A 23088-nucleotide genomic window follows, 5' to 3' on the forward strand; every position below is an offset into this window, starting at 1 on the left:
ATCGGCGTTATGCTGCCAAAACGCCTCCGCGAACAACCACTGCCCGCACACCTTCAGAGCGAGCTCGTCGCCCTGACGACGAACCACGGCGGCGAGGTGATCTGCGTCGCATCTCCGCTTATCGACGAGCCCCTCGGCACCGTCCCCGCAGGCACCACAGACGACGTGGATGAAGCGTTTCGCCGCGCCCGTGTGGCGCAGCGTGCGTGGGCGGAGCGCAGCCTGGCGGATCGCACCGCGGTGTTCGACGCGTTCCATTCGCTGGTCTACCGGCACCGCGACGTGCTGGCGGACATCGTGCAGCTCGAGACCGGCAAGGACCGAACGGCAGCGTTCGACGAAGTGCTCGACGTGCTCAATAATGCCCGGTACTACGCCCGCAACGCAGCAACGTTTCTGGCAGAGAAACGACGCCCGGGTGCTCTACCTCTGCTGACCCGTGCGCGGGAGCAACGCATCCCCGTCGGTATTGTCGGCCAGATCAGTCCGTGGAACTACCCGCTTTCCCTGGCTATTTCTGATGCCATCCCGGCTCTTATCGCTGGCAACGCTGTAGTGGCGAAGCCGGATTCGAAGACGCCGTTTTCGTGTCTCGTCGTCAAGCAACTGCTCGTGGAGGCTGGCCTTCCAGCGGACGTGTTCCAAGTCGTGACAGGCTCCGGCCAAAAAGTCGGCGGTGCGATAGCCGAGCGGTGCGACTACCTGATGTTCACCGGCTCCACCGCCACCGGCAAGAAACTGGGCCGCACTGTCGGCGAACGGCTCATCGGCTATTCCGCGGAACTCGGCGGCAAAAACACGATGATCGTCGCGCCGGACGCCGACGTACAAAAGCACGCGCGCACAATGGCTATCGCGTGCTTCTCCAACGCGGGTCAGTTGTGTGTGTCCATCGAACGCATCTACGTCCACACAGACATTTACGACGACTTCCTGCACGCGTTCACCCACTCCACCGAATCACTCACCTTGGGCAAGGGACTGAACTGGGACTATGACATGGGCTCGCTTATCGACGATACCCAGCTCAAACGGGTGCAGACCTACGTCGACGACGCCGTAGCGAAGGGTGCACGGGTGGTCACCGGTGGCACACCTCGCCCAGATGTTGGCCCTCTCCACTTCGCGCCGACCGTTCTCGCAGACCTACCCGCTGACGCGAACCTGCGTGAGGAAGAGGTATTCGGCCCCGTCGTGTATGTCCAGCGTGTGGGCAGCGTCGATGAGGCGATCGATCTGGCAAACGCCCTCCCCTACGGACTTAACGCCTCCGTGTTTGCATCCCCGCACACCGCCTGGGAGATCGCGCGCCGCGTTGAAGCCGGCAGCGCGACGATCAACGACGGCTACGCCGCTACATGGGGCTCGATGGCAACCCCGCTGGGCGGGGTAAAGGAATCCGGGATGGGCCGGCGCCACGGACGCGACGGAATGACCAAATACACCGAGGTGAAAAACATCGCACAGCAACGCATCGTGTCTATGCGCGGCCCACACGCGATGCCGAAGCGGCTCTACGGCCCGCTCATGACCTCGGCACTGGCGCTTGGCAAAAGGTTGCGTCTTCTGCCCTAGCAAGACAAAACGGGCGCTTCCCCAACTGGGAAGCGCCCATGATGTTTGCGAAAAACTACGCGTTATCCTCCACCGGGACAAGCGAGATCTTGCCACGGTTGTCGATGTCGCGGATCTCAACCTCGACCTTGTCGCCGACGTTGATGACGTCCTCGACCTTCTCCACACGGGTGTTACCACCCAGGTTGGAGATGTGGATCAGGCCATCGGTGCCCGGGGTGATGGACACGAACGCGCCGAACGCCACGGTCTTGACCACGGTGCCAAGGTAGCGCTCGCCCACCTTCGGCATCTGCGGGTTCGCGATCGCATTGACCTTCTCAATCGCGGCGTCGGCAGCCTCACCGGAGGTGGCGGAGACGAACACGGTGCCATCGTCCTCGATGGAGATGTCTGCGCCGGTGTCCTCGGTGATCTGGTTGATGGTCTTGCCCTTCGGGCCGATCAGCTCGCCGATCTTGGATACCGGGATCTTCACGGTGGTGATCTTCGGTGCGAGCGGGTTCATCTCGTCCGGGCCGTCGATGACCTCAGCCATGGTGTCCAGGATGGCCTCGCGGGCGTCGCGGGCCTGGTTCAGCGCATCTGCAAGAACGCTGGACGGAATGCCGTCGAGCTTGGTGTCTAGCTGCAGGGCGGTGATGAACTCGCGGGTACCGGCGACCTTAAAGTCCATGTCGCCGAACGCGTCTTCGGCACCGAGGATGTCGGTCAACGCAACGTATTCGGTTTCACCGTTGACCTCGCCGGAGACCAGACCCATCGCGATACCCGCAACCGGTGCTGCCAGCGGCACACCAGCGTTGTACAGCGACAGCGTGGAAGCACACACGGAGCCCATCGAGGTCGAGCCGTTAGAACCGAGCGCCTCGGAAACCTGACGGATCGTGTACGGGAACGCCTCACGCGACGGGATCACCGGCTCAAGGGCACGCTCGGCGAGCGCACCGTGGCCGATTTCGCGGCGCTTCGGAGAGCCGACGCGTCCGGTTTCACCAGTGGAGTACGGCGGGAAGTTGTAGTGGTGGATGTAGCGCTTGGACTCCTCCGGGTGCAGCGAGTCGAGGTGCTGCTCCATCTTCAGCATGTCCAGGGTGGTCACGCCGAGAATCTGGGTCTCGCCACGCTCGAACAACGCAGAGCCGTGGGCACGCGGGATGAGCTCCACCTCGACACCCAGGTCGCGGATATCGGTCACGCCGCGGCCGTCGATACGGAAGCCCTCGGTGAGGATCTTCTCGCGCACGATCTGCTTCTGCAGTGCGTTGTACGCAGCGCGGATTTCCTTCGATGCTGCGTCGCGCTCCTCGCGCTCGTCATCGTCGATGTCGAAGGAGTCGAACAGATCTTCCTCGATGTCTTCCATGTACTCGTTGGTGGCGTTCTCACGCTCAGCCTTCGATGCAATGGTCATCAGCTTGGCCAGCTTCTTCGCTGCCTTCTTCTCAACGGCCTTGAACACCTTCTCGGAGTACGCCGGGAAGAGTGGGAATTCCTTCTGCTCGGTGGAAACCTCGCTGGTAAGCGCACGCTGCGCACGGCACAGGGTCTCGATGTACGGCTTGGCAGCCTCGAGACCTTCTGCAACGGTCTTCTCAGTCGGGGCTGGGTAGCCCTTCTTGATCTGCTCGACCACGTTCACGCCGGCGCCTGCCTCCACCATCATGATGGCGACATCTTCCTCGTTCTTGCGGCCACGCTTGCGCTCAACCATGCGGCCAGCAACGACCATTTCGAACAGGCAACGCTCGTGCTGCTCGTAGTTCGGGAATGCCACCCACTGGCCCTCGGGGTGCTTGTCGTCGGCAAGCAGCGCCATGCGCACGCCACCAACCGGGCCGGACACCGGCAGGCCGGAAAGCTGCGTCGCGGCGGACGCGCCGTTGATCGCGACGACGTCGTAGTACTCCTCCGGGTGCTGCGACAGCACCGTGATGACAACCTGAACCTCGTTGCGCAGGCCCTTAACAAAGGTCGGGCGCAGCGGGCGGTCGATCAGACGGCATGCCAGGATCGCCTGGGTAGACGGGCGGCCCTCACGGCGGAAGAACGAGCCCGGGATCTTACCCGCGGCGTACATGCGCTCTTCAACGTCAACGGTCAGCGGGAAGAAGTCGAATCCTTCACGCGGTTGGTTGGAGGCGGTGGTGGTGGCCAGCATCATGGTCTCTTCGTCAAGGTATGTGGTGACGGAACCATCGGCCTGGCGTGCGAGCTGGCCGGTCTCGAAACGAATGGTGCGGGTGCCGAAGTCGCCGTTATCCAGCGTGGCAACCGCTTCGGTGACGCCGAAATCTTCATCGACGTGGACATCAAACGAGTTGTTTGGCTTAAAGTTGCGCAAAAGATCCCTCTCCTTCGAAGGCGTGTTGGCGATCATCGGTGCCGCCATGTCATAGGTGTTCTTGCAACGGCCAGCAATAATAGCAAAAAACGCCCCACCGCGCAGGTGAGGCGTTATTTTTTGCGCTATTGCTTAGCGACGAAGACCCAGACGGGCAATGAGATCACGGTAGCGATCAACATTGTTCTCGCGCAGGTACTTCAGCAGACCACGACGACGACCGACGAGCAGCAGCAGGCCACGACGGGAGTGGTGATCGTGCTGGTGGTCCTTCAGGTGCTCGGTCAGGTTGTTGATACGCGCGGTGAGCAGCGCAACCTGTGCCTCGGTGGAACCGGTGTCGGTCTCGTGGATGCCGTACTCCTTGAGGATTTCGGCCTTCTTCTCAGTGGACAGTGCCATGAGGTGCTCCTTGGTTGTTTCAGTTCGCGTTCTACGGAAAAAGTCTGTGCTGCACCGCAACTGCCGCGAACCACAGTCGTCTGGCGCAAGACCTCAAAGAGGTTACACGACCGGTGTGGACTGCGCCAAACTCGTCAGACGCCGCATGAACTCCTCGAGAAAACCTGCGGTGTCTACCGTGACGGCCACTGCGGCGGACTTGTCCGGGTCGTTCAGGCGGGTTTCGTCGCCAATCGTGCGCCCACGCGTCTCGCCCTCGGTGTCCACCTTCATGTTGATGCCAAGCGTGTCCACCAAACCCGGCTGGATAGCCACGGCAACCGCCAACGGGTCGTGCAGTCCGCAGCCACCAAGGTGTGGCGAGGTGGTCTTGTAGGCGTCGATGTAGTAGTTCGTGATGTCGGCAAGGAACTTCCCGCCGGTGGTGCCCAGTTCGGCCCACTTCGCGGTCTCTTTAGTGGTCAAAAGCGTTTGCAGCGTGACGTCAAGACCGATCATGGTGACGTTGCGCAGCTGGCGGAATAACAGGTCGGTTGCTTCGGGGTCCTGGTTGATGTTCGCTTCGGACCAGGCGGTGACGTTGCCTGGGACGGTGAGCGCGCCGCCCATCATCACAATATTGGCGTTTTCGCGGAACACGTTGGACGCTTCAACTGCTGCTGCGATTGTGGTGGACGGGCCTGTGGGCACGATGATGAGGTCATCGCCGTACGCCGTAACCGATTCGACGAGGAAGTCCACCGCAGACGTCGATTCCACCTGACGCGTCGGATCAGGGATCTCCACCTCGCCAATGCCATTTTTGCCGTGGATGAACGCGGAGATCTCCTGGACCTCGAAGGAGTCCTTCGCGCGTGCGTGGTCTGGGCCTGCGAACACCGGAATGTCTGTGCGGCCAAACAGCTCCAAGATGGCAAGGGTGTTGCGCACTGAATCCTCGACAACCACGTTGCCGTAGGTGCAGGTCACGCCGATGAGTTCTACTTCGGGCGACGCGAGTGCGTACGCCAGTGCCAGGGCATCGTCGATGCCGGTGTCTAGGTCCAGGATCAGCTTCGTGGTCATGCACCGAGAATATCGCGGGTGGTGTCCACATCGCGCGCCATGTGCTCAAGTAATTCCTCAACGGAGTCAAACTTGACCATGTCGCGAACCTTGCCCACGAACTCCACTCGGGCCATCCGCCCGTACAGGTCAGCGTCGCGGTCGAGCACAAACGACTCAACGCTGCGCCGGTTGTCGCCAAACGTGGGGTTCGTCCCCACGGAGATCGCCGCTGGGTAGCGCACGCCGGGTTCCATGTCGCCGTCGATGGGGGCGTCGTCGATGATGGTGAGCCAGCCCGCGTAGACACCGTCAGCCGGGATCGCGGCCGCATCGGATGCGTACTGGTTGGCCGTCGGGTATCCCAGTTCCTTGCCGCCACGGCCGGCACCACGTTCAATCGGTGCGATCACAGAGAACGGCCGTCCCATGTAGTCGGTCGCCGTTTGTACGTTTCCGCCGGAGAGTTCGTCGCGGATGGCGGTGGAGCAGACCTTGACGCCGCCGTCGGAAAGCAATCGCACAATCGTCACGTCGATGCCTGCACGCTCCCCTAGCTGCGCCATGGTCGTCGCGGTGCCTGCGGCATCTTTGCCAAAGGTGAAATTCTCCCCCACCAGCACGTGGCGGGCGCGCAGTTGGCCCACGAGTACATCCTCCACGTACCCCTCGGGCGAAACCCCGCCGAGCTCGTGCCGGAAATCAATGACAAGCAAGTAGTCCACGCCCAACTCAGCGATGTGGCGGGCGCGCTCCTCAAGCGACATCAGCGCCGCAGGCGTGTGACCTGGTGCGAATACCGTCACGGGGTGCGGGTCAAAGGTCATGACCACGCTCGGCACACCGAGTTCACGTGCGGTATCCACGGCCTTCGAGATCAGCAGTTGGTGGCCTCTGTGCACACCGTCAAAGACGCCGATAGTGACGACGGTGCCACCAGGCTCGCCAAACGTTTCCGGCACTGCGTCGAGGCCACGCAAAATATCCACGGGGGACACAGTACGGCATACTTCAAAAGCATGAACGATCCCCTCGAAAAGTCCGGCATTGTTGTCGTCGATAAGCCTCAGGGCTTGACGAGTCATGACGTGGTCGCGCGACTGCGCCGCTTCTTTGGCACGCGCAAGGTTGGCCACGCTGGCACGCTCGACCCGATGGCCACGGGCGTGCTTGTCGCAGGCATTGAGCGCGGCACGAAGCTGCTGGCGCACCTGGTCGCAGAGGACAAGGTCTACGAAACGACGATCCGCCTCGGTGCGTCCACGACCACAGATGATGCGGAGGGCGAGATCACCGAAACGCACGACGCGTCTGAGGTAACCGACGACGCGATCCACGAGCAGATCGCACTGCTGACCGGCGATATCATGCAGGTTCCGTCGAAGGTGTCCGCGATCAAGATCGATGGGCGCCGCGCCCACGAACTGGTGCGCGCCGGTGAGGAGGTCACCATTCCTCCCCGCCCCGTGACCGTCCACGCTTTCGATGTCAGCGAGATCCGCCACCACGATGGCGTCGTCGACATCGACGCCCGCGTGCATTGTTCCTCCGGCACCTATATCCGCTCGCTGGGCCGCGACCTCGGCGCAGCACTGGGGGTTGGCGGGCATTTGATTGCTTTGCGACGAACCTCCGTCGGCCCATTCTCCATCGACGACGCGCACACCCTCGAAGGGTTGGAAGACAATGCTGTGTTGTCGCTGACCATGGATGAGACACTGACCCGCTCGTGGCCGGTGCTTGATGTCAATACTGATGAATACGCGGCGCTCTCCATGGGCAAGTGGCTCGAGCCGCGCGGTTTGAAGGGCGTGCACGCCGCCGTCGGACCAGACGGCAAAGCAGTCGCCCTAGTGAAAGAGCAGGGCAAGCGCCTAGCCACGGTGTTTGTGGCGCGGCCATCCACGCTTTAGCGCTTAGCGCACGTACGTGGAAGCCACCACGTAGCCACCACGGACCACCCAGCGGCCCTCAAACACCGGCACCGGCGCGGGACGGGCGAGGAGCTGCGAGACAAACGTGCCGTCGGCGCGCAACTCAATTTCGGCTTCGTCGAAATCTAGCCAACGCCGTGTCATCGGAAACCAGCACTTGTAGGTCGCTTCCTTGGCGCAAAACAGCAGCCGGTCGGCCCATTGCTGCCCCTGCTGACGCATACCGTTGACCATCGCAATCTCAGTATCACTGGCGATCGACTCCAGCACCCCGTCTGGCAGCGATTCTGCCGGCTCCGCATCGAGCCCCATCGACAGTACGTACCGGGTTGGTGCTGCGACAGCGGCGCGCAGGCCATCGGTATGGGTCAGCGAGCCGGTAAACCCCTCTGGCCACAACGGCATACCGCGTTCCCCGCGCAGGATTGCGCCTGCAGATTCCACGCCCAGTTCGCGCAGTGCCTGGTGTGCGCACCAGCGGGCATCGCCGAACTCTCCCTTGCGCAAATCGACTGCGGTTTTGACCTCTTGGCGCTCCGCCGGGTGCAGGTCGTCGTAGCGGGTGAGGTCGCCGGCGTCGTCGGTAAGTAAAAAGACGCAGCGTGCTTCTGGAGGAAACAGCGAAATATCTTGCATCACTATTCAACCTCCATGACCGGGTACGGGAATTGCCGCGTGGACGGGTGGTGGCGCCACTCGCGCGGATAGCCCAGGGAAACCTCAATGTGGTCGACGCCATCGACCTTGGTCACCCCCGGCATGTGCAGGTGACCGTACACCACTGCCTGCGCGTTGTAGCGCTTGGGCCATGTCCTGGTGTGCCGGGTCCCGCACCACAGGGCGATTTCAGACCACATCATGCGCTGCACCGGCTCCTGCACCAGCGGCCAGTGGTTGACCAGAATCGTCGGCCCGCTAATGCGGGATAAGCGTTTGGTGGTGTAGGCCAAACGGTCCCAGCACCAGCCACGGATATCCACAAATGGTGCGATGGCAAACTCGTCTGTCATCACCACGTTGTTGTCGTGGGCGGCCTGCAGGGCTTCGTCGACAGTCATTTCCCTGCTGCGGAACGAATAGTCGTACAGCGTAAATAGCGGCGCGATGGTCACTCCGCCGAACACCGGATAGCGATCTTCCGGGGTAATCACACCGATAGCGCGCATCGCTTGAACCAGCATGGCGTACTTTTCTCGGCCGCGGTACCTGTCCGCAGAACGGCAAAATAGCTCGTGGTTGCCGGGCACCCAGATGACGGTGTCGAACCGACTGGCCAGTTCTGTCATCACTTCAACGATGAGTTCGAACCGTTCGGCCACGTCGCCAGCGACGATGAGCCAGTCAGACGGGTCAGTAGGCTGGATGTCGTCGATTTTTGGGCCGTTGAGCTTCACTGCGGCGTGCAGGTCGCTGACTGCCCAGAGTGTCGTGGTCATGCGTCATTCCTACCATCACCGCTTGTCACTGCCCATCGCATGGAACGGAACCTGTGCACTACACCTACGAGGCGCACAAGGACTTGGCCGAGTTGTCCGACCCAAATACCGGTCAGGCCCCAGCCAAAGAAACCGGAAGCGATGATGATCGGCAGCGCAACCCCGAGCAGCGAAAACAGTGTCAGGTTGCGCAGGTACGCCGCATCCGCCGCACCAAGCAGCACACCGTCGAGCGCAAACACCGCTCCCCCGGCGATGATCATGGCGATAAACAACAGCCACGGCAGCTGCAGCGTATCGACGACCGCCTGATCCTGCGTAAACAAACCCAGAATCGGCTCACGGAACAACGCGAACACCACGGCCAGCACGACCGCGAAGACCATCGAGTACTTCAGTGCGTGCTCACCAACGGCGCGTGCGTCCTGCGCCCCTGCCCGCCCCAAAGCCGAGCCGGTCAGGGTCTGCGCCGCAATAGCCAGCGAATCAAGCACGAGTGTGAGGAAGTTCCACAGCTGCAGCATCAACTGGTGAGCAGCAAGCGCAACCACGCCGAAGCGACCAGCAACTGCAGCAGCGGTCAGCAACGAGACTTGAAACGATAACGACCGCAAAATCAGGTCGCGGCCTAACACGAGCTGCTTGGAAATCACCGACCACTGCGGCGCCCAGCCCCGGCCCGACGTCCGGTGCTCCCTGATAAGAAACACCACGAACAACGTTGATGTGATCCCCATGCCAATCACGTTGGATATCGCGGAGCCCACAAGCCCGTACTGGTTCACCAATAACGGCAACGAGATCGCGCCGGGAATGAGGCCACACAGCGTTAAGTAGAACGGCAATCGCGTATTTTGCACGCCGCGCATCCAGCCATTTCCGGCCATGATGATCAGCGTCATCGGGATGGCGAATGCGGACACACGCATCCAGGACGCAGCGCGCACACTCGTGTCAACGTCACCTGCAAGCGCCATCGCCAACGGTTGGGCGAACACCCACACAATCAGCGCCAAGATCGCGCCGACCCCGAGCGCTACCCAGGTAGCTTGTACACCTTCCTCGACTGCCTGATCGCGTTTTCCGGCACCATAAAACCGCGAGCTTCGCGCCGTCGTGCCATAGGACAAAAACGTTAATTGGGTTGTCACGGTCGACTGGATGGCAGCGCCTGCAGCGAGTGCAGCCAGCTGCGCGGTGCCGAGCCTGCCAACGACAGCGGTATCCAGCAACAGGTACAGCGGGTTGGCTGCCAGCACGCCGAGCGCGGGCAGCGCGAGCATCAAGATATCCCGCGCGGTTGGTGTGCGGGCAGCGTCCGCGCCCCTCATCGGTCGGCGGGTTCTGGCAACGCGTCGAGCAGGTCGCGGACGACCTCAGAGCGCGAACCGGTGGCCGAGTACCCCGCTGCTGCCTTGTGTCCGCCACCGCCAAGAGAGCGCGCGACGGTTGAAACGTTCAGCACCGTAGAACGCAGCGACATCGCCCAATGCTTGCTGCTGTACTGCTTCAACACCACGCCGACGTCGGTGCCTTCAAGGGCACGGGCGTAGTCGATGATCGCCTCGACCGTTGGCTGGCTCATGCGCGCTAACAACCCCGTGGGAATGGTGAGCACTGCAACGGAGAGCCCCTTGACCGGAATGATCTGGGTTTCCGCCAACACCGCGCCCATGAGCTGGAGGTCAGTCGCACTCATCGTGTCCATCAGGTCCAGCGCAATCTGGCGAGTATTCAGGCCGTAGCCCATCAGCTCCGCGGCCAAACGGTGCATCCTCGGTGTGCCCCACCGGAAGCTGCCGGTGTCGGTGACCAAGCCCGCGTACAGGCAGTACGCGATGTCCTCGTCAAGCTCCACCCCAAGATGATCAAGCAACTCGCGGATCATCGTTGTGGTCGATTCGGACTCGACGATCAAATTCATGTCGCCGAAACCGGGGTTGGTGTTGTGGTGATCGATGACAACAACGCGCGACGGGTTATCCGTAACATCAATCAGGAATGCTCCTGTGCGATCTGCGGAGGCACAATCCACGGTGACAACAAGGCCATCCTCCGGCAAAGTTTCGCCGTAGATGATCTCATCGACTCCCGGGATAGTGCGCATATTCGCCGGGTGCGGCAACGGCTGGCCAATGTAAACGTCGTTGTCGATACCAAGCGCCGTGAGCCCCTTTGCGAGCGCACACGCCGACCCGATCGCATCCGCATCGGGGTTGATGTGTGCGACCACGTTGACGCGGTCCGCGGCGCGGATACGCTCGGCAACCTCGGCAAATAGCGGAGCATGCTCCGCAAACAGCTGGCTGTTCAGGGCACTACTCCCCTTCACCGGAGCGCTTGTACGGGTCAGCATCGCCAGCCGGCTTCGCATTTGCGCGCAGCTTTGCTAGCTCCTCATCACGCGCACGGGCACGGTTGAGCAACTCCTCCATGTGCGCGGAAGCTTCCGGCACGGTATCGCGCTCAAACGAGATGGTCGGCGTGAACCGAACCGAAAGCTGATCTCCCACGATCTTGCGGATCTGCCCGCGAGCACGGTTGAGCGCCTCGGCGGCCTGCTCGTAGTCAGGTTCGTCGTCGATCTCTTGGCCACGCACTGTGTAGTAAATGGTGGCGTCATGAAGGTCCCCGGTGACTCGGGTGTCGGTCACAGTGACCAACTCCAGCCGGCGGTCCTTAATCTCCCGCTCAATCGCGGAAGCAACAATCGTCTGAATCTGCTTCGCCAACCGCTGGGCGCGGGTGTTATCAGCCATGTCACTCCTCCTCAAAACTTCTGCATAGTGTAACCCCCGCCGAGCACGTGCGTGCGGGGCGGGGGTTTCGTCGATAAGCAATTGCTTTGCGACGACTAGTCGCGCGGGACCTCGACCATCTCGTAGGTCTGAATGATGTCGCCCACCTGGATATCCGGGTAGGACAGCACCATGCCGCACTCGTAGCCCTTGGCTACCTCGTTGACGTCGTCCTTCTCGCGGCGCAGCGAATCGATCGACGCATCCGGAGTAATGACGTTGCCGTCGCGGACCAGGCGCAGCTTCGCACCGCGCTTGACCTTGCCCTCGGTAACCATGCAACCTGCGATGAGGCCGACTGCGGAAGCCTTGAAGATCTGACGGATCTCGGCTTCGCCCAGGTCGCGCTCTTCGTAGATCGGCTTGAGCATGCCCTTGAGCGCCTGCTCCACATCCTCGATCGCCTGGTAGATGACCGAGTAGTAGCGGATCTCCACGCCTTCGGCATTCGCCTCTTCCGTGGCCTTGCCGTCCGCGCGGACGTTGAAGCCAATGATGATGGCGTCGGATGCCGCCGCGAGGGTGACGTTGGTCTGGGTCACAGCACCGACGCCACGGTCGATGATGTTGACCTGCACCTCGTCGTCGACCTCGATCTTGAGCAGCGCCTCCTCGAGGGCTTCCACCGAACCGGCGTTGTCGCCCTTGAGGATGAGGTTGAGCTGGCTGCGCTCCTTGAGAGCCTGATCCAGGTTCTCCAAAGAGACACGCTTCTTACGACGTGCCTGCATCGCCGCACGCTGACGAGCGTCACGCTGCGCAGCAATCTGGCGAGCCACACGGTCATCCTCAACCACGAGCAAGTTGTCGCCCGGGCCAGGAACACCGTTGAGGCCCTGGACCTGAACCGGACGGGACGGGCCTGCCTCTTCCACGTCCTCGCCCCACTCGTCGACCATGCGACGCACGCGACCGAAGTTGCCGCCGACGACAATCGAGTCACCGACACGCAGGGTGCCGCGCTGCACGATGACGGTGGACACCGGGCCACGGCCACGGTCCAGGTGGGACTCGATGGCAATACCTTGTGCGTCCATGTCTGGGTTCGCCGTGAGCTCAAGCGCCGCATCTGCGGTCAGGAGCACAGCCTCCAGCAGGTTGTCGATACCGGTGCCCTGCTTCGCGGAGATGTCAATGAACATGGTGTCGCCGCCGTACTCTTCCGGCACGAGGCCGTACTCGGTGAGCTGACCACGGATCTTCTCCGGGGAAGCCTCCGGCTTATCCACCTTGTTCACTGCAACCACGATCGGCAGTTCCGCAGCCTTGGCGTGGTTAATCGCCTCAACGGTCTGCGGCATGACGCCGTCGTCCGCTGCCACCACGAGGATGGCCAAGTCGGTCGACTTCGCACCACGGGCACGCATGGCGGTAAACGCCTCGTGGCCCGGGGTATCCAGGAACGTGATCTTACGCGGGTGGCCGTCGAGGGTGACCTCGGTCTGGTATGCACCAATGCCCTGGGTAATACCGCCGGCCTCGCCACGACCCACGTTTGCCTTGCGGATGGAGTCCAACAGGCGGGTCTTACCGTGGTCGACGTGACCCATGACGGAGACCACTGGAGGACGCTGCTCGAGCTCCTCTTCGCCGCCTTCGTCCTCACCGAACTGCAGGTCGAAGGATTCGAGCAGTTCACGGTCCTCGTCCTCCGGCGAGACAATCTGGACCTCGTAGTTGATCTCAGCGCCGAGCAGCTGCAGGGTGTCCTCAGACACGGACTGCGTTGCCGTCACCATCTCACCGAGGTTGAACAGCGCCTGCACCAGCGACGATGCATCGGTGTTGATCTTCTCAGCGAGGTCAGACAGGGTCGCGCCTTGGCGCAGGCGAACGGTCTTGCCACCGCCGTCGGGGAGACGAACGCCACCGATGACGTTCGGCTTGTGCATCTCCTCGTACTCAGCCCTCTTCTGGCCCTTGGACTTGCGGCGCTTGCCGGGTGCACCACCCGGACGGCCGAATGCACCTGCGGTACCGCCGCGACGTCCGCCGCGACCGCGGAAACCGCCACCCGGTCCGCCGAAACCGCCACGCTGTGGCCCGTTCTGGCCACCACGGCCACGACCACGGCCACCGCCGCGGCCACCAGCCGGTGCAGCCTTCGCAGGCATTTGTGTCGGCGACGGACCTGCCGGCATATCCGCCGGGGACGGACGGTTGCCGCCACCCTGACGGGCACCACCCGGGCGTGGGCCGCCCTGGCCACCGCGACCCTGCCCCGGACGTCCACCCGGACGCGGCGGGCGCTGCCCACCGCCGGTATTGGACGAGAACGGGTTGTTAGCAACGCGCGGGCGTCCACCAGGCTTCGGCATCGGGCGAGGCATACCGCCCGGAGTCGGGCCGTCCTTCTTCGCAGCAGCCGGCTTCGGCGCTGCAGGCTTTGGAGCTGCGGGCTTTGGAGCTGCGGGCTTTGGAGCTGCGGGTTTAGGTGCGCCTGGCTTCGGGGCGGAACCCGCAGGCTTCGGCGCTGCAGGCTTCGGTGCGCCCGGCTTCGGGGCGCCTGGCTTCTGGGCCGGCTCACCCGCAGCCTTCGCAGCCGGTGCCTTCGGAGCAGCCGGAGCCGGCTTCGGCTTCGCAGCCTCGCCCGGCTTTGGTGCGGAACCGGCGGGCTTCGGCGCTGCAGGCTTGGCACGGTTCTGGCCAGGCTTCTTCAGCGGCGGTTTCGCCGGAGTCGGTGCTTCCTTCTTTTCGTTGTCGTCTGCGCCACCGCCATTGAGCTTGGCGTAGTGCGCCTTCATCTTCTTGATGACAGGCGGCTCAATGGTCGACGACGCCGTCTTCACAAACTCACCCTGTTCTTTCAGGGTTGCGAGTAATTCCTTACTTGTTACGCCGAGCTGCTTAGCCAACTCGTGTACGCGTAGCTTTCCGGACACATGTCTCCTTGTTGTTCATGCTAGGAGCCCAGTGCCCTTCGGCTACCGGCCCCTAGACGTGGTCAGTGACTTTCATCGCTGATGCTGCTTCATGGTTGCGTACTCATCAGTGTTCGGTCTTTCCTTAATTCTCTGGGTCGACCGCCTCGGCGCTTCTGCTTTGCGACGAGGCGAGGTACGTACGTACATGACCTAGGTCTACTTTCGCAGACAGACGGAGCGCTCGCCCAAAGGCTCGGCGTTGTTCCGCCAGCTCGACTGCGTCCAACGACGGGGTAATCCATGCTCCCCGACCAGGCAGTTTCCGGTCCGGGTCGGCGAGGATCTTCCCCGGCACGTCCGGATCGGCGACCACGCGCAACAGTTCGACGTCGGGGTGAGTTTTTCGGGTGGCAATACAGGTACGTGTGCGGATGGGGTGCTTACGCATTCCGCTCATTCACATCCTTCCCGCAACCTATCTGCCGTCTAACACTGTGCCGTTATGTCTCACACCGGCGCACTCGTGTGCGTGGTGGGCCGCCGCACCCAACGTGCGGACGCAAAGCCGTTAAACACTGTACGCGAAAACCCGCAGAATCTGTACTTCCTGCGGGTTTCATAAACGTTGGCAAAGACCTTATTCGTCGTCGGCGATATCAGCGTCGGAGCGGATGTCGATCTTCCAGCCGGTCAGGCGGGCGGCCAGGCGGGCGTTTTGGCCTTCCTTGCCGATGGCCAAGGAGAGCTGATAGTCCGGCACCGTCACGCGAGCCGCTTGCATATCCGCATCGAGCACCGTGACATCCACCACTTTCGAGGGGGCCAGGGAGTTACCGACGTACTTCGCCGGGTCCGCATCCCAATCGATGATGTCGATCTTCTCGCCGCCGAGCTGCTGCATGATGTTGGTCACGCGCGCTCCTCGAGGCCCGATGCACGCGCCCTTGGCGTTGACACCCTTGACGGTTGCACGCACCGCAACCTTGGAGCGGTGGCCTGCCTCGCGCGCGATGCTGACAATCTCTACCGAACCGTCGGCTACCTCCGGCACCTCGAGTGCGAACAGGCCTCGAACCAACTCGGGGTGCGTGCGCGACAGGTTGACCTGCACGCGCTTGTCGCCCTTGTTCACACCCACCACGTAAGCCTTGATGCGATCGCCGTGGCGCAACACTTCGCCCGGGATCTTCTCTGCCGGCAGCAGGATGCCGTCCTGCGGGTCTGCCTCCGTACCGAGCTGGACGATGCTGATGCCGCGCGCCTCTGCGTGGGCATCGCGCTGGACCAGCCCAGAGACAATCTGGCCCTCGAGTTCGGCGTACTCGCCGTAAACGCGGCCAGCCTCCGCTTGGCGCAGACGGCCCTTGATCGCGTCACGCACGGCGACGGAACCAATTCGGGAGAAGTTCACCGGCGTGTCGTCGTATTCAGAGATGACTTCGCCTTCGGCGTCGAGCTCGCTGACGATAACGGCAACGTCGCCCGTTTCGGTGTCAATGTCCACACGCGCCTTGGAACGCTCCGTACCGCTTTCCTCCTTGAACTCGCGGTATGAAAACAGCAACGCGTTTGCGATGGTGGTCAGCAGATCCTCCATCGAAATGCCCTGCTGCTCTTCGATGGTTTTCAGCGCGTTCAAGTCGATATTCACTTGTTTCCTTCCTGTGCCGCCGCTGCGGCTTCGAGCTCTGCAAACGTCTGATCCGCCAGCTCAACTTCTGCTGCTGGCGGCGCGTTGAACTCAATTTCTACCACTGCACCAGCAATTTCTGAAACCGGTGCAATTCGCACCTCATCGCCCTTTTTCGACGAACGCACCAGCGCAACATGCTCCTGCGCCTCATCCAGTACGGCGATGCGCCACTTCTGCTCACCCGCCTTAATCAGACGGCCCTGGTTGCGACGGAAGTGTCGCGGCTGCGTCAGCGGCATATCCACACCAGGGGTGGTCAGTTCAAGCGTGTATCCGGCGCCGAAGTTGACTTCCCCGCGCTGCTCGAGGTCGTCGAAAAGCGTTGATAGCTCATTGGACACTTCCTCCAACTCATCCAGCGTCGGGTGCATATCCGAGTCGAGCGCAATAACGACCTGCGATTTCTTCCCCGCCTTGACGGTGCGAATGTTCTCAATGTCCATCGCGTACGCCTTCACGACAGGGGCGACCAATTGTTCAAGTTCGTTATTTGTGGGAAATGCCATGCGTCAAACCTAGCGTGTAACGTGCAGCGGGTGAAGAAACTGCGTGTTTTGCCAGCTGTACTGCTCCTGACCAGTTGCACAGTGATGGATGTTGTCGGCCCTCGCGCCAACGGCGAGATCATGTCGCTGGCCAAGCAAGCCTCCGCTGATTGGGTGTTCGGGGAGCACCCCGAGTGGGCGGAACTGCGCAAGTTCCAGAGCGAGCAGCTTCAAGACGAAGCACTGCGCCTGTGCGGCACGGACGAAACTGGACAGACCCCGCAGTCCTGCAACGTCGGGTATGGCGACACCGACCTTCCGGCAGCCGCGGACGGCGCAGCCCTTTTGGAGCACACCGTCACCGCCGCCGACAAGGTGCCTGACGATTCGGTTGACCTCGTAGTAGCCCAAGCCATCGATGCGCTTGCGCTCACTCCAGTCGAGATCACTCTCGAGGGCCCGCTTGACGACGACGCCGCGACCCAATCCGCCGCCGACCTCCTCGCCCGCGAAAACGCGATGTATTACGGCCTCGGCCTCGCGCTCGCCCATGCCGACGAGGCTTTGCGCACCCGCATTAGCGAGCTGCGCGAGGCGTCCCACGAACGCACCGAGGCGCTTACGGAACTGCTCGGCGACACAGACGGCCAATCGTTAGTTCCCGCCGCCGGATACACCTTCGCGGACGGCTACAACGACCCCCAGACAACGCAAGAGGCCACCGCGCTCGTCGAAACGATGCACGGTGACCTTGTCAAACAGTGGCGCTACGCCGCCGCTCACGCAGAGACCAAGCAGTGGCGCAAGGCGGCAATCCAACTCGCCGCCCACGCCCAGCGGGCCTAGCCTTCACACCCAGATTTATCGCCTAGTCGCGGCGCTCTGCGACCAGTTCCTGGACCTTCGCCACGATGTCGTCGGCCGGGACCTCAAGGGTCTCGCCCCCGCGGATGCGCAGTTCGACGTTGCCGTCAGCGAACGCGCGACCGAGGATCACGATGAACGGCATACCGAGCAGTTCCGCATCCTTGAACTTGACGCCTGGGGAGACCTTCGGGCGGTCGTCGAAAAGCACCTCGAGCCCGGCGTCGGAGAGTTCAGCCGCGATGCGGTCGCCTGCCTCGAGCGCAGCAGCGTCCTTGTTCGCCACAGCCACATGCACCTGGTACGGGGCGATCTCCACCGGCCAGACCAGGCCCTTGTCGTCGTGGCGCTGCTCCGCCACCACAGCGAGCATGCGAGAGATACCGATGCCGTAGGAACCCATGGTCGGCACGGCACGCTTGCCGTTTTCGTCCAGGATCTGCACGTCCATGGCTTCGGTGTACTTGCGGCCCAGCTGGAAGATGTGGCCAAGCTCGATGCCGCGGGCGAGTTTCACGGTGCCGTTGCCGGACGGCGACGGGTCGCCTTCCTTGATCTCGGCGGCCTCGATGTAGCCGTCGACGGTGAAGTCGCGACCAGCGACCAGTCCGACGACGTGCTTCTGCGGAGCGTCCGCACCGGTGATCCACGCGGAGCCGTCAACCACACGCGGGTCCGCGAGGACACGCACACCGTTGGCCTGGAGCGCACGCGGGCCAACGTAGCCCTTGACCAGGAAATCATTCTTGGCAAAGTCTTCGTCGCTTGCCAACTCGAAGGTCGCCGGCTCGAGCGATGATTCCAGGCGCTTCTCGTCCAGTTCGCGGTCACCCGGGATGAGCACGCCGACCAACTGTGGGCCGACCGGCTTGCCGTCCTCATCCACGGCGCGCGGATCGTTGACCTTGATCATCATGCACTTGAGGGTGTCGGAGGCTTCGGCAGGGCGGTCGTCGATAAGCACTCCTGCGCTCTGCGCCCACTCCACGAGTGCCGCGATGGTCTCGGACTTCGGGGTGTCGTGCTCGACAGCCTCAGGCAGCCCTTCGACCGCACGGGCTTCCGGAGCGACCGTGGTCACGGCCTCGACGTTGGCTGCATAATCGCCCGCGGTGGAAACGACAAAAGTGTCCTCGCCGTTGTCGGAGTACGCGAGGAACTCCTCGGATGCGGAGCCACCCATGGCACCGGAGGTGGCCTGGCAGATCTCGTACTTCAGTCCCACACGGTCGAAGATGCGCTGGTAGGTCGCACGGTGGTTTGCATACGACTCATCCAGGCCCTCGTCCGACATGTCGAAGGAGTAGGAATCCTTCATCACAAACTCACGCCCGCGAAGGATGCCCGCGCGCGGACGTGCCTCGTCGCGGTACTTCGTCTGAATCTGGTACAGCGTGACCGGGAAATCCTTGTACGACGAGTACAGGTCCTTCACCGCCGTAGTGAACATCTCCTCGTGCGTCGGGCCGAGCAGCATGTCCGCACCCTTGCGGTCCTTCAGGCGGAACAGGTCATCGCCGTATTCGGTCCAGCGGTTCGTCGCCTCGTAGGGCTCGCGCGGCAGCAGTGCCGGGAACAGCAGTTCCTGGCCACCCATTGCGTCCATCTCCTCGCGCACCACACCCTCGATCTTGCGCAGCGCACGCAGACCAAGCGGCAGCCAGGAGTACACGCCCGGCGCGGCACGGCGGACGTAACCAGCACGGACAAGGAGTTTGTGGCTCGGCACTTCAGCGTCGGCCGGGTCTTCGCGCAGAGTGCGCAGGAACAGCGTGGACAGGCGAGTAATCATGCGGGGCAGTTTACCCGGTAGCTTGTTCGTCATGCTGATCGTCCTCCCTCCTTCCGAAACCAAAGCGCCCGGCGGCACCGACGCGGCGATGGCGTTGTCGTTTCCGTCGTTGGATCCCATTCGCAATTCGCTTCTCGACGAACTCACCCACGCCCTCGTCGACGCCCCCGCCTCCAAGCAGGCAGAGGCGGAGGAGAACCTCACGTTGCGTGATAATCCGGTGATGCATGCCATCAAGCGCTACACGGGTGTGCTGTACGACTCGCTCGATGCCTCCACGTTGTCCGCCGATGCGCTATCGCGCCTTGCCGTTGGCTCCGCGCTGTTCGGCGTGGTTCGGGCAGGCGACCTCATCCCCCGCTACCGCCTGTCCGCCGGAATGAAACTGGACGGCAAAACGTTGCGCGCCTGGTGGGGCTCCGCCGTGACGGATGCACTTGCAGACTGCGGCTTTGTCATCGACATGCGCTCCGGCGCCTACCAGAACCTCGGCCCTGTGCCCGGCGCGCTGACCATCCGCGTGGAACAGGCCGACACCGGCAAGGTGGTCAGCCACTTCAACAAGAAGTACAAGGGCGAGCTGGCCCGGGTACTGGCGCCACACGACGCGTCGTCTGCTTCGGAGGTCGTGGACCTGTCCGTGGCTGCGGGCTTCGACGTGTCTGTCGACGGCACGCTGCTGACCATGCGCGTGTAGGTGTCACGCCGCCTGGGTGTGTGCTGCCCCGTTGTCTGCTTCTCGCGCCTGGGCGAGGGCGAGCAGGGCGCGGGCGTCGTCGACAAACTCGTCTTCCTTAAACAACAGATCATGCGGCGACGCCCTGAGCAGATACACACCACGTTTGAGCAGATGTTTCTCCCGCTTGCGCTCTTGTCGCAGCGTCTCGTCGGTTTTCTTGAAGGTCACTCCGTCGTATTTGTAGTCCCCGTCGATCTCCAGGATCAGCGCCCCGAGGCGAAGATCTACCTCGTAGCCAGCGAACATGCCGTTGACGATCCAACCGTCGGCCACCCGCTCAATCAACACCGCGCGTGCGTACGACTCGAACGGCGACCGCGAGTTACCCACCGCGTACCGCAGCACTTTCCGCAACACCCCGATCCCCTTGACCCGGCCGAGCTTGTCAACCTCCGCCTCCACGGTCGCACGATCGGTGTGGTGTTTGAGCACCCAGTCCATCGCCACCAGCCCCTCCCTGAACCCGTGGCGCAGAGCGATCTCGAACGCGGTGGTCAGCTCGTCGGTAACGCGCAATGTGTCAAAGTGCTTGATCACGGCCACGCGGTTACGCGCTTCGTGGTAGACGGTGTTTGCTGGCCATTGTTTCCTCGACGGCGCCTTGCCACTGGGCAGCACAAGCTCTACAGGTTCGTTGGGGTCGGTAGTTACCAGCCACATCCCCAGCACGCGTGCTGCAGACCTGCCGGCGAGCGCCGCCTTCCGCGCCGCTTGACCTGCTGCGACCGCCTGCACCCAGCGCTTTTCGTAAAACGCCAACGTCCGAAAGTCGGCCTGTAGCATCGCATGCCTTGTCGACAACGCCACTGCCCTGCCTGATTGTGTATCCCTGCGGTCGATCACCTTGCTCAGGATCTCCCGTTGCCTCCCCATATCCATGCCACAACGATTGCAGAGATCCCGTGTCGGCGGAAGACCCCGCCCGTTTTTGTGGATAACTTCGCGACTGTTATCCACAGCCTAAATTCCGATATCGGGTTTTGAAGGTGCCGCGTTTGCAAACCCGCAGGTCGCTATCCGCCCTGTGCGCCAAATCCCGATATCGTCGTTTGGGTTGTGTCTAAGCTCGCCTACATGCCTGCCCATTACCGTCGCTATGCCCTCGCTGCCCTGGCCTACGCAGCCGCGTTCGCGTACATCCTCCTGCGCTGGGATGCGATCCCCGACCCGGTGCCGGTCCATTTCAACGTCAACGGCGACGCGGACGGATTCGAACCGAAAACCCTGCTTCACGCGACGTTCTTGATCACAATCGGCATCGTCATCTCCATATCGATGCTCGCGTGCCTGCCGCCGAAAACCCTCGCACGCCAGACCGTGAACGTACCGGAGGACAAGGCGTTGCCGTATTCGGAGACGGCGGCGGCGCGCGTCGAGAAGCTGTGCGATGCAACAGCCGACTTCATGTCGAAGACCCTCCTCGCTATGGCGGTCTTGTTCGCGCTGACCAACGTCTCGATGATGCTGCCGGACATCTCGCTGCCATTCTGGCTGGAGATCGCACTGTGGATCGCATTCACCGTCTACATCGTCGTCGTAGCAATCCGCATGACCACGGCCAAGGACGGCATCGAACCCGACGAAGCGGAGCAACAACGCAACCACCTGCTGCGGATGCAGGGTGGCATGGGCACCTACAAGGAGCCGAACGACCCAATGCTCGCCGCGGTGCTGCCGCAGGCCCCGGGCAAGATCTCGGTCAACACGGCACACGCGCCGGGCAAGCGTTACCTGTGGCGTGTAATGACAAGCGTCGTCGCAGTCCTGGTGGTCTGTCTCCTGTTTGTGTTTATCTAACGGCTACAGCACGTTGAGGAACACCGTCACCACGAGGATGTTGACGAAGTCGATGAACATCCCGCCGACGATTGGTAAAACGAAAAACGCTAGGCGCGACGGCGAGTACTTCTGCACCACCGACTCCATGTTGGCCACACCGTTGGGGGTTGCGCCCATGCCAAAACCGCAGTGGCCGGCGGACAGGACGGCGGCGTCGTAGTCGCTGCCCATCGCTCGGAATGTGACAAAGCGGGCGAAGAGGAGCATCAGCACGGTCTGGGCGATGAGCAGAATGACAAGCGGGATGGCAAGGTCTGCCAGTTCCCACAGTTTGATCGTCATCAGTGCTTGCGCGAGGAAAAGTGCGAGCGCAACACTGCCGATGATCTCCACCTCTTGTGTGGGCACAAACTCGTGGTACTGGCGCTGGTTGCGCGTGTCTGAGATGTAGCGGAACAGAATGCCAACGAGCATGGCACCCAGGTAGTTCGGGAAGGCGGCTTTGTCGGTGAACTGGCTGATGATCCAGTTGATGCCGTCGGTGATGTAGGTGCCGATAAACATCGCGATGAGGATGACGATGAAGGCTTGCATGACCTGGTCGCTGCGCAGGTCTCGTCGATACGCAGTGAGCAAACTATCGTCCACGTCGACATTGCGGGTGCCGCTGGATTGGAGGCGGTTGCGTTTGATCAGACGGTCGCCGACAGGCCCGCCTATGAGCGAGCCCATCAGCAGGCCGAACGTTGCTGCGGTGTAGGCGACGGTTTCTGCGCGCTCCACACCCTGCGCCTCCACGAGCGGGGCCATACCACCGGAAACACCGTGGCCGCCGGTCATGGAAACGGATCCGGTCATCAGCGCGAGCGCGGACGGGATGTCCACAATCGGCGCGAGCAGCACCGCAAGAAGGTTCTGTAGCACCACCAGCACAGAGGCGACGAGAAGGAAGCGGGTGACCATTTTGCCGGCTTTGCCAAGAAGCGCGACACTGGCGCCGAAGCCGACGGTGGTGAAGAACATCGTCATGAAGAAGCCCTGCAGGGTGGTGTCGAAGGTGATGTCCACCCAACCGGTGAGTTTGAACACCAGGTTGAACAGGGCGAAAAGGAACCCGCCGATCACCGGCGCTGGGATGGCGAAGCGCTCAAAGAACGCCACGTTGTTGCGCAGCCAGCGTCCAACGACGAGCAGGAGCACGGCGAAGCCGATGGTTTGGATCATGTTGAATTCAATCGCCATCGGCGGCCACCTCTCTGTTAGATGTCTGTCGATCCCGAAGAGTCTAAAGCGCGCACACGGTTTGTGACAAAGAACACGCTCCTTTGCTTCTCCCGGT

At 62.3% G+C, this 23088-nt stretch carries 21 protein-coding genes; 5 read left to right on the plus strand and 16 right to left on the minus strand.

The window, feature by feature from the left end; translation table 11 throughout:
• Positions 1-9 precede the first annotated feature (9 nt).
• Positions 10-1575: a succinic semialdehyde dehydrogenase gene (locus tag HMPREF2785_RS06150; protein ID WP_141750650.1), complete on the plus strand. Its 1566-nt coding sequence runs from the start codon at positions 10-12 to the stop codon at positions 1573-1575.
• Between the two features lie 55 nt (positions 1576-1630).
• Here the strand turns inward: HMPREF2785_RS06150 and HMPREF2785_RS06155 are convergent, their stop codons facing one another.
• The 4 genes from HMPREF2785_RS06155 to HMPREF2785_RS06170 form a co-directional block, all read right to left on the minus strand.
• Positions 1631-3955, minus strand: a complete 2325-nt coding sequence (locus HMPREF2785_RS06155) for a polyribonucleotide nucleotidyltransferase (protein ID WP_070614663.1) — start codon at positions 3953-3955, stop codon at positions 1631-1633.
• A 96-nt stretch (positions 3956-4051) separates the two neighbouring features.
• Positions 4052-4321 carry a 30S ribosomal protein S15 gene (gene rpsO, locus HMPREF2785_RS06160; protein WP_070422298.1) on the minus strand — a complete coding sequence of 90 codons (270 nt, stop codon included), beginning with the start codon at positions 4319-4321 and terminating at the stop codon, positions 4052-4054.
• Positions 4322-4423: 102 nt separating this feature from the next.
• Positions 4424-5386: a nucleoside hydrolase gene (locus HMPREF2785_RS06165; RefSeq protein ID WP_070483862.1), complete on the minus strand. Its 963-nt coding sequence runs from the start codon at positions 5384-5386 to the stop codon at positions 4424-4426.
• Positions 5383-6354 carry a bifunctional riboflavin kinase/FAD synthetase gene (locus tag HMPREF2785_RS06170; RefSeq protein WP_070451068.1) on the minus strand — a complete coding sequence of 324 codons (972 nt, stop codon included), beginning with the start codon at positions 6352-6354 and terminating at the stop codon, positions 5383-5385. The genes HMPREF2785_RS06165 and HMPREF2785_RS06170 overlap by 4 nt, the downstream gene beginning before the upstream one ends.
• Before the next feature lie 30 nt (positions 6355-6384).
• Here HMPREF2785_RS06170 and truB point away from each other — a divergent pair, with 30 nt between their 5' ends.
• The gene (truB, locus tag HMPREF2785_RS06175) at positions 6385-7278 is read left to right on the plus strand and encodes a tRNA pseudouridine(55) synthase TruB (protein ID WP_070483866.1); all 894 of its coding nucleotides are present in this window, start codon (positions 6385-6387) and stop codon (positions 7276-7278) included.
• 3 nt (positions 7279-7281) lie between these two features.
• On the opposite strand, the gene HMPREF2785_RS06180 is transcribed toward truB, so the two are convergent.
• From HMPREF2785_RS06180 to rimP, 9 genes are all read right to left on the minus strand, one after another.
• Positions 7282-7935: a 4'-phosphopantetheinyl transferase family protein gene (locus tag HMPREF2785_RS06180; RefSeq protein ID WP_070614539.1), complete on the minus strand. Its 654-nt coding sequence runs from the start codon at positions 7933-7935 to the stop codon at positions 7282-7284.
• A 2-nt stretch (positions 7936-7937) separates the two neighbouring features.
• Positions 7938-8735 carry a metallophosphoesterase family protein gene (locus tag HMPREF2785_RS06185; RefSeq protein WP_070422294.1) on the minus strand — a complete coding sequence of 266 codons (798 nt, stop codon included), beginning with the start codon at positions 8733-8735 and terminating at the stop codon, positions 7938-7940.
• Positions 8732-10066 (minus strand): MATE family efflux transporter, encoded by a 1335-nt coding sequence (locus HMPREF2785_RS06190; RefSeq protein ID WP_070614540.1) that lies wholly within the window; start codon positions 10064-10066, stop codon positions 8732-8734. The genes HMPREF2785_RS06185 and HMPREF2785_RS06190 overlap by 4 nt, the downstream gene beginning before the upstream one ends.
• Positions 10063-11067: a DHH family phosphoesterase gene (locus HMPREF2785_RS06195; RefSeq protein ID WP_246818857.1), complete on the minus strand. Its 1005-nt coding sequence runs from the start codon at positions 11065-11067 to the stop codon at positions 10063-10065. Before HMPREF2785_RS06195 ends, HMPREF2785_RS06190 begins: the two co-directional genes overlap by 4 nt.
• The gene (gene rbfA, locus HMPREF2785_RS06200; protein ID WP_070422292.1) at positions 11054-11494 is read right to left on the minus strand and encodes a 30S ribosome-binding factor RbfA; all 441 of its coding nucleotides are present in this window, start codon (positions 11492-11494) and stop codon (positions 11054-11056) included. Before rbfA ends, HMPREF2785_RS06195 begins: the two co-directional genes overlap by 14 nt.
• A 95-nt stretch (positions 11495-11589) precedes the next feature.
• Positions 11590-14415 (minus strand): translation initiation factor IF-2, encoded by a 2826-nt coding sequence (gene infB, locus HMPREF2785_RS06205; protein WP_070614541.1) that lies wholly within the window; start codon positions 14413-14415, stop codon positions 11590-11592.
• A gap of 124 nt (positions 14416-14539) precedes the next feature.
• On the minus strand, positions 14540-14854 hold the full coding sequence (locus tag HMPREF2785_RS06210; RefSeq protein ID WP_141750651.1) for a YlxR family protein: 315 nt from the start codon (positions 14852-14854) through the stop codon (positions 14540-14542).
• Between the two features lie 180 nt (positions 14855-15034).
• Positions 15035-16048, minus strand: a complete 1014-nt coding sequence (gene nusA / locus HMPREF2785_RS06215) for a transcription termination factor NusA (protein WP_070422289.1) — start codon at positions 16046-16048, stop codon at positions 15035-15037.
• On the minus strand, positions 16045-16596 hold the full coding sequence (rimP, locus tag HMPREF2785_RS06220; protein ID WP_070614542.1) for a ribosome maturation factor RimP: 552 nt from the start codon (positions 16594-16596) through the stop codon (positions 16045-16047). Before rimP ends, nusA begins: the two co-directional genes overlap by 4 nt.
• A 30-nt stretch (positions 16597-16626) precedes the next feature.
• On the opposite strand from rimP, the gene HMPREF2785_RS06225 reads away from it, so the two are divergent.
• Positions 16627-17421 carry a DUF4439 domain-containing protein gene (locus HMPREF2785_RS06225; protein ID WP_246821176.1) on the plus strand — a complete coding sequence of 265 codons (795 nt, stop codon included), beginning with the start codon at positions 16627-16629 and terminating at the stop codon, positions 17419-17421.
• Positions 17422-17443: 22 nt separating this feature from the next.
• On the opposite strand, the gene HMPREF2785_RS06230 is transcribed toward HMPREF2785_RS06225, so the two are convergent.
• Positions 17444-19231, minus strand: coding sequence for a proline--tRNA ligase (locus HMPREF2785_RS06230; RefSeq protein WP_070614669.1), 1788 nt, complete (start codon positions 19229-19231; stop codon positions 17444-17446).
• Positions 19232-19262: 31 nt separating this feature from the next.
• Between HMPREF2785_RS06230 and HMPREF2785_RS06235 the strand changes: the two genes are divergently transcribed.
• Positions 19263-19928, plus strand: coding sequence for a YaaA family protein (locus tag HMPREF2785_RS06235; protein ID WP_070614543.1), 666 nt, complete (start codon positions 19263-19265; stop codon positions 19926-19928).
• 3 nt (positions 19929-19931) lie between these two features.
• On the opposite strand, the gene HMPREF2785_RS06240 is transcribed toward HMPREF2785_RS06235, so the two are convergent.
• Positions 19932-20849, minus strand: coding sequence for a hypothetical protein (locus HMPREF2785_RS06240; protein WP_141750652.1), 918 nt, complete (start codon positions 20847-20849; stop codon positions 19932-19934).
• Positions 20850-21044: 195 nt separating this feature from the next.
• Here HMPREF2785_RS06240 and HMPREF2785_RS06245 point away from each other — a divergent pair, with 195 nt between their 5' ends.
• Positions 21045-21767: a DUF1648 domain-containing protein gene (locus HMPREF2785_RS06245; RefSeq protein WP_070614671.1), complete on the plus strand. Its 723-nt coding sequence runs from the start codon at positions 21045-21047 to the stop codon at positions 21765-21767.
• A gap of 3 nt (positions 21768-21770) precedes the next feature.
• Here the strand turns inward: HMPREF2785_RS06245 and gltS are convergent, their stop codons facing one another.
• The gene (gene gltS, locus HMPREF2785_RS06250) at positions 21771-22991 is read right to left on the minus strand and encodes a sodium/glutamate symporter (RefSeq protein WP_070422284.1); all 1221 of its coding nucleotides are present in this window, start codon (positions 22989-22991) and stop codon (positions 21771-21773) included.
• Positions 22992-23088 lie beyond the last annotated feature (97 nt).

This window comes from Corynebacterium sp. HMSC067D03, assembly GCF_001811185.1.
GTDB classification, from domain to species: Bacteria; Actinomycetota; Actinomycetes; order Mycobacteriales; family Mycobacteriaceae; genus Corynebacterium; species Corynebacterium coyleae.

Coding starts and splice junctions, on each gene's coding strand:
- HMPREF2785_RS06230 (WP_070614669.1), bottom strand. CDS start 19,231: ATGATTACTCGCCTGTCCACGCTGTTCCTGCGCACTCTGCGCGAAGAC.
- HMPREF2785_RS06245 (WP_070614671.1), top strand. CDS start 21,045: ATGCCTGCCCATTACCGTCGCTATGCCCTCGCTGCCCTGGCCTACGCA.
- HMPREF2785_RS06150 (WP_141750650.1), top strand. CDS start 10: ATGCTGCCAAAACGCCTCCGCGAACAACCACTGCCCGCACACCTTCAG.
- HMPREF2785_RS06190 (WP_070614540.1), bottom strand. CDS start 10,066: ATGAGGGGCGCGGACGCTGCCCGCACACCAACCGCGCGGGATATCTTG.
- rbfA (WP_070422292.1), bottom strand. CDS start 11,494: ATGGCTGATAACACCCGCGCCCAGCGGTTGGCGAAGCAGATTCAGACG.
- HMPREF2785_RS06185 (WP_070422294.1), bottom strand. CDS start 8,735: ATGACCACGACACTCTGGGCAGTCAGCGACCTGCACGCCGCAGTGAAG.
- rimP (WP_070614542.1), bottom strand. CDS start 16,596: ATGGCATTTCCCACAAATAACGAACTTGAACAATTGGTCGCCCCTGTC.
- truB (WP_070483866.1), top strand. CDS start 6,385: ATGAACGATCCCCTCGAAAAGTCCGGCATTGTTGTCGTCGATAAGCCT.
- HMPREF2785_RS06165 (WP_070483862.1), bottom strand. CDS start 5,386: ATGACCACGAAGCTGATCCTGGACCTAGACACCGGCATCGACGATGCC.
- gltS (WP_070422284.1), bottom strand. CDS start 22,991: ATGGCGATTGAATTCAACATGATCCAAACCATCGGCTTCGCCGTGCTC.
- HMPREF2785_RS06235 (WP_070614543.1), top strand. CDS start 19,263: ATGCTGATCGTCCTCCCTCCTTCCGAAACCAAAGCGCCCGGCGGCACC.
- HMPREF2785_RS06180 (WP_070614539.1), bottom strand. CDS start 7,935: ATGCAAGATATTTCGCTGTTTCCTCCAGAAGCACGCTGCGTCTTTTTA.
- HMPREF2785_RS06210 (WP_141750651.1), bottom strand. CDS start 14,854: ATGAGCGGAATGCGTAAGCACCCCATCCGCACACGTACCTGTATTGCC.
- HMPREF2785_RS06240 (WP_141750652.1), bottom strand. CDS start 20,849: ATGGATATGGGGAGGCAACGGGAGATCCTGAGCAAGGTGATCGACCGC.
- rpsO (WP_070422298.1), bottom strand. CDS start 4,321: ATGGCACTGTCCACTGAGAAGAAGGCCGAAATCCTCAAGGAGTACGGC.
- HMPREF2785_RS06155 (WP_070614663.1), bottom strand. CDS start 3,955: ATGATCGCCAACACGCCTTCGAAGGAGAGGGATCTTTTGCGCAACTTT.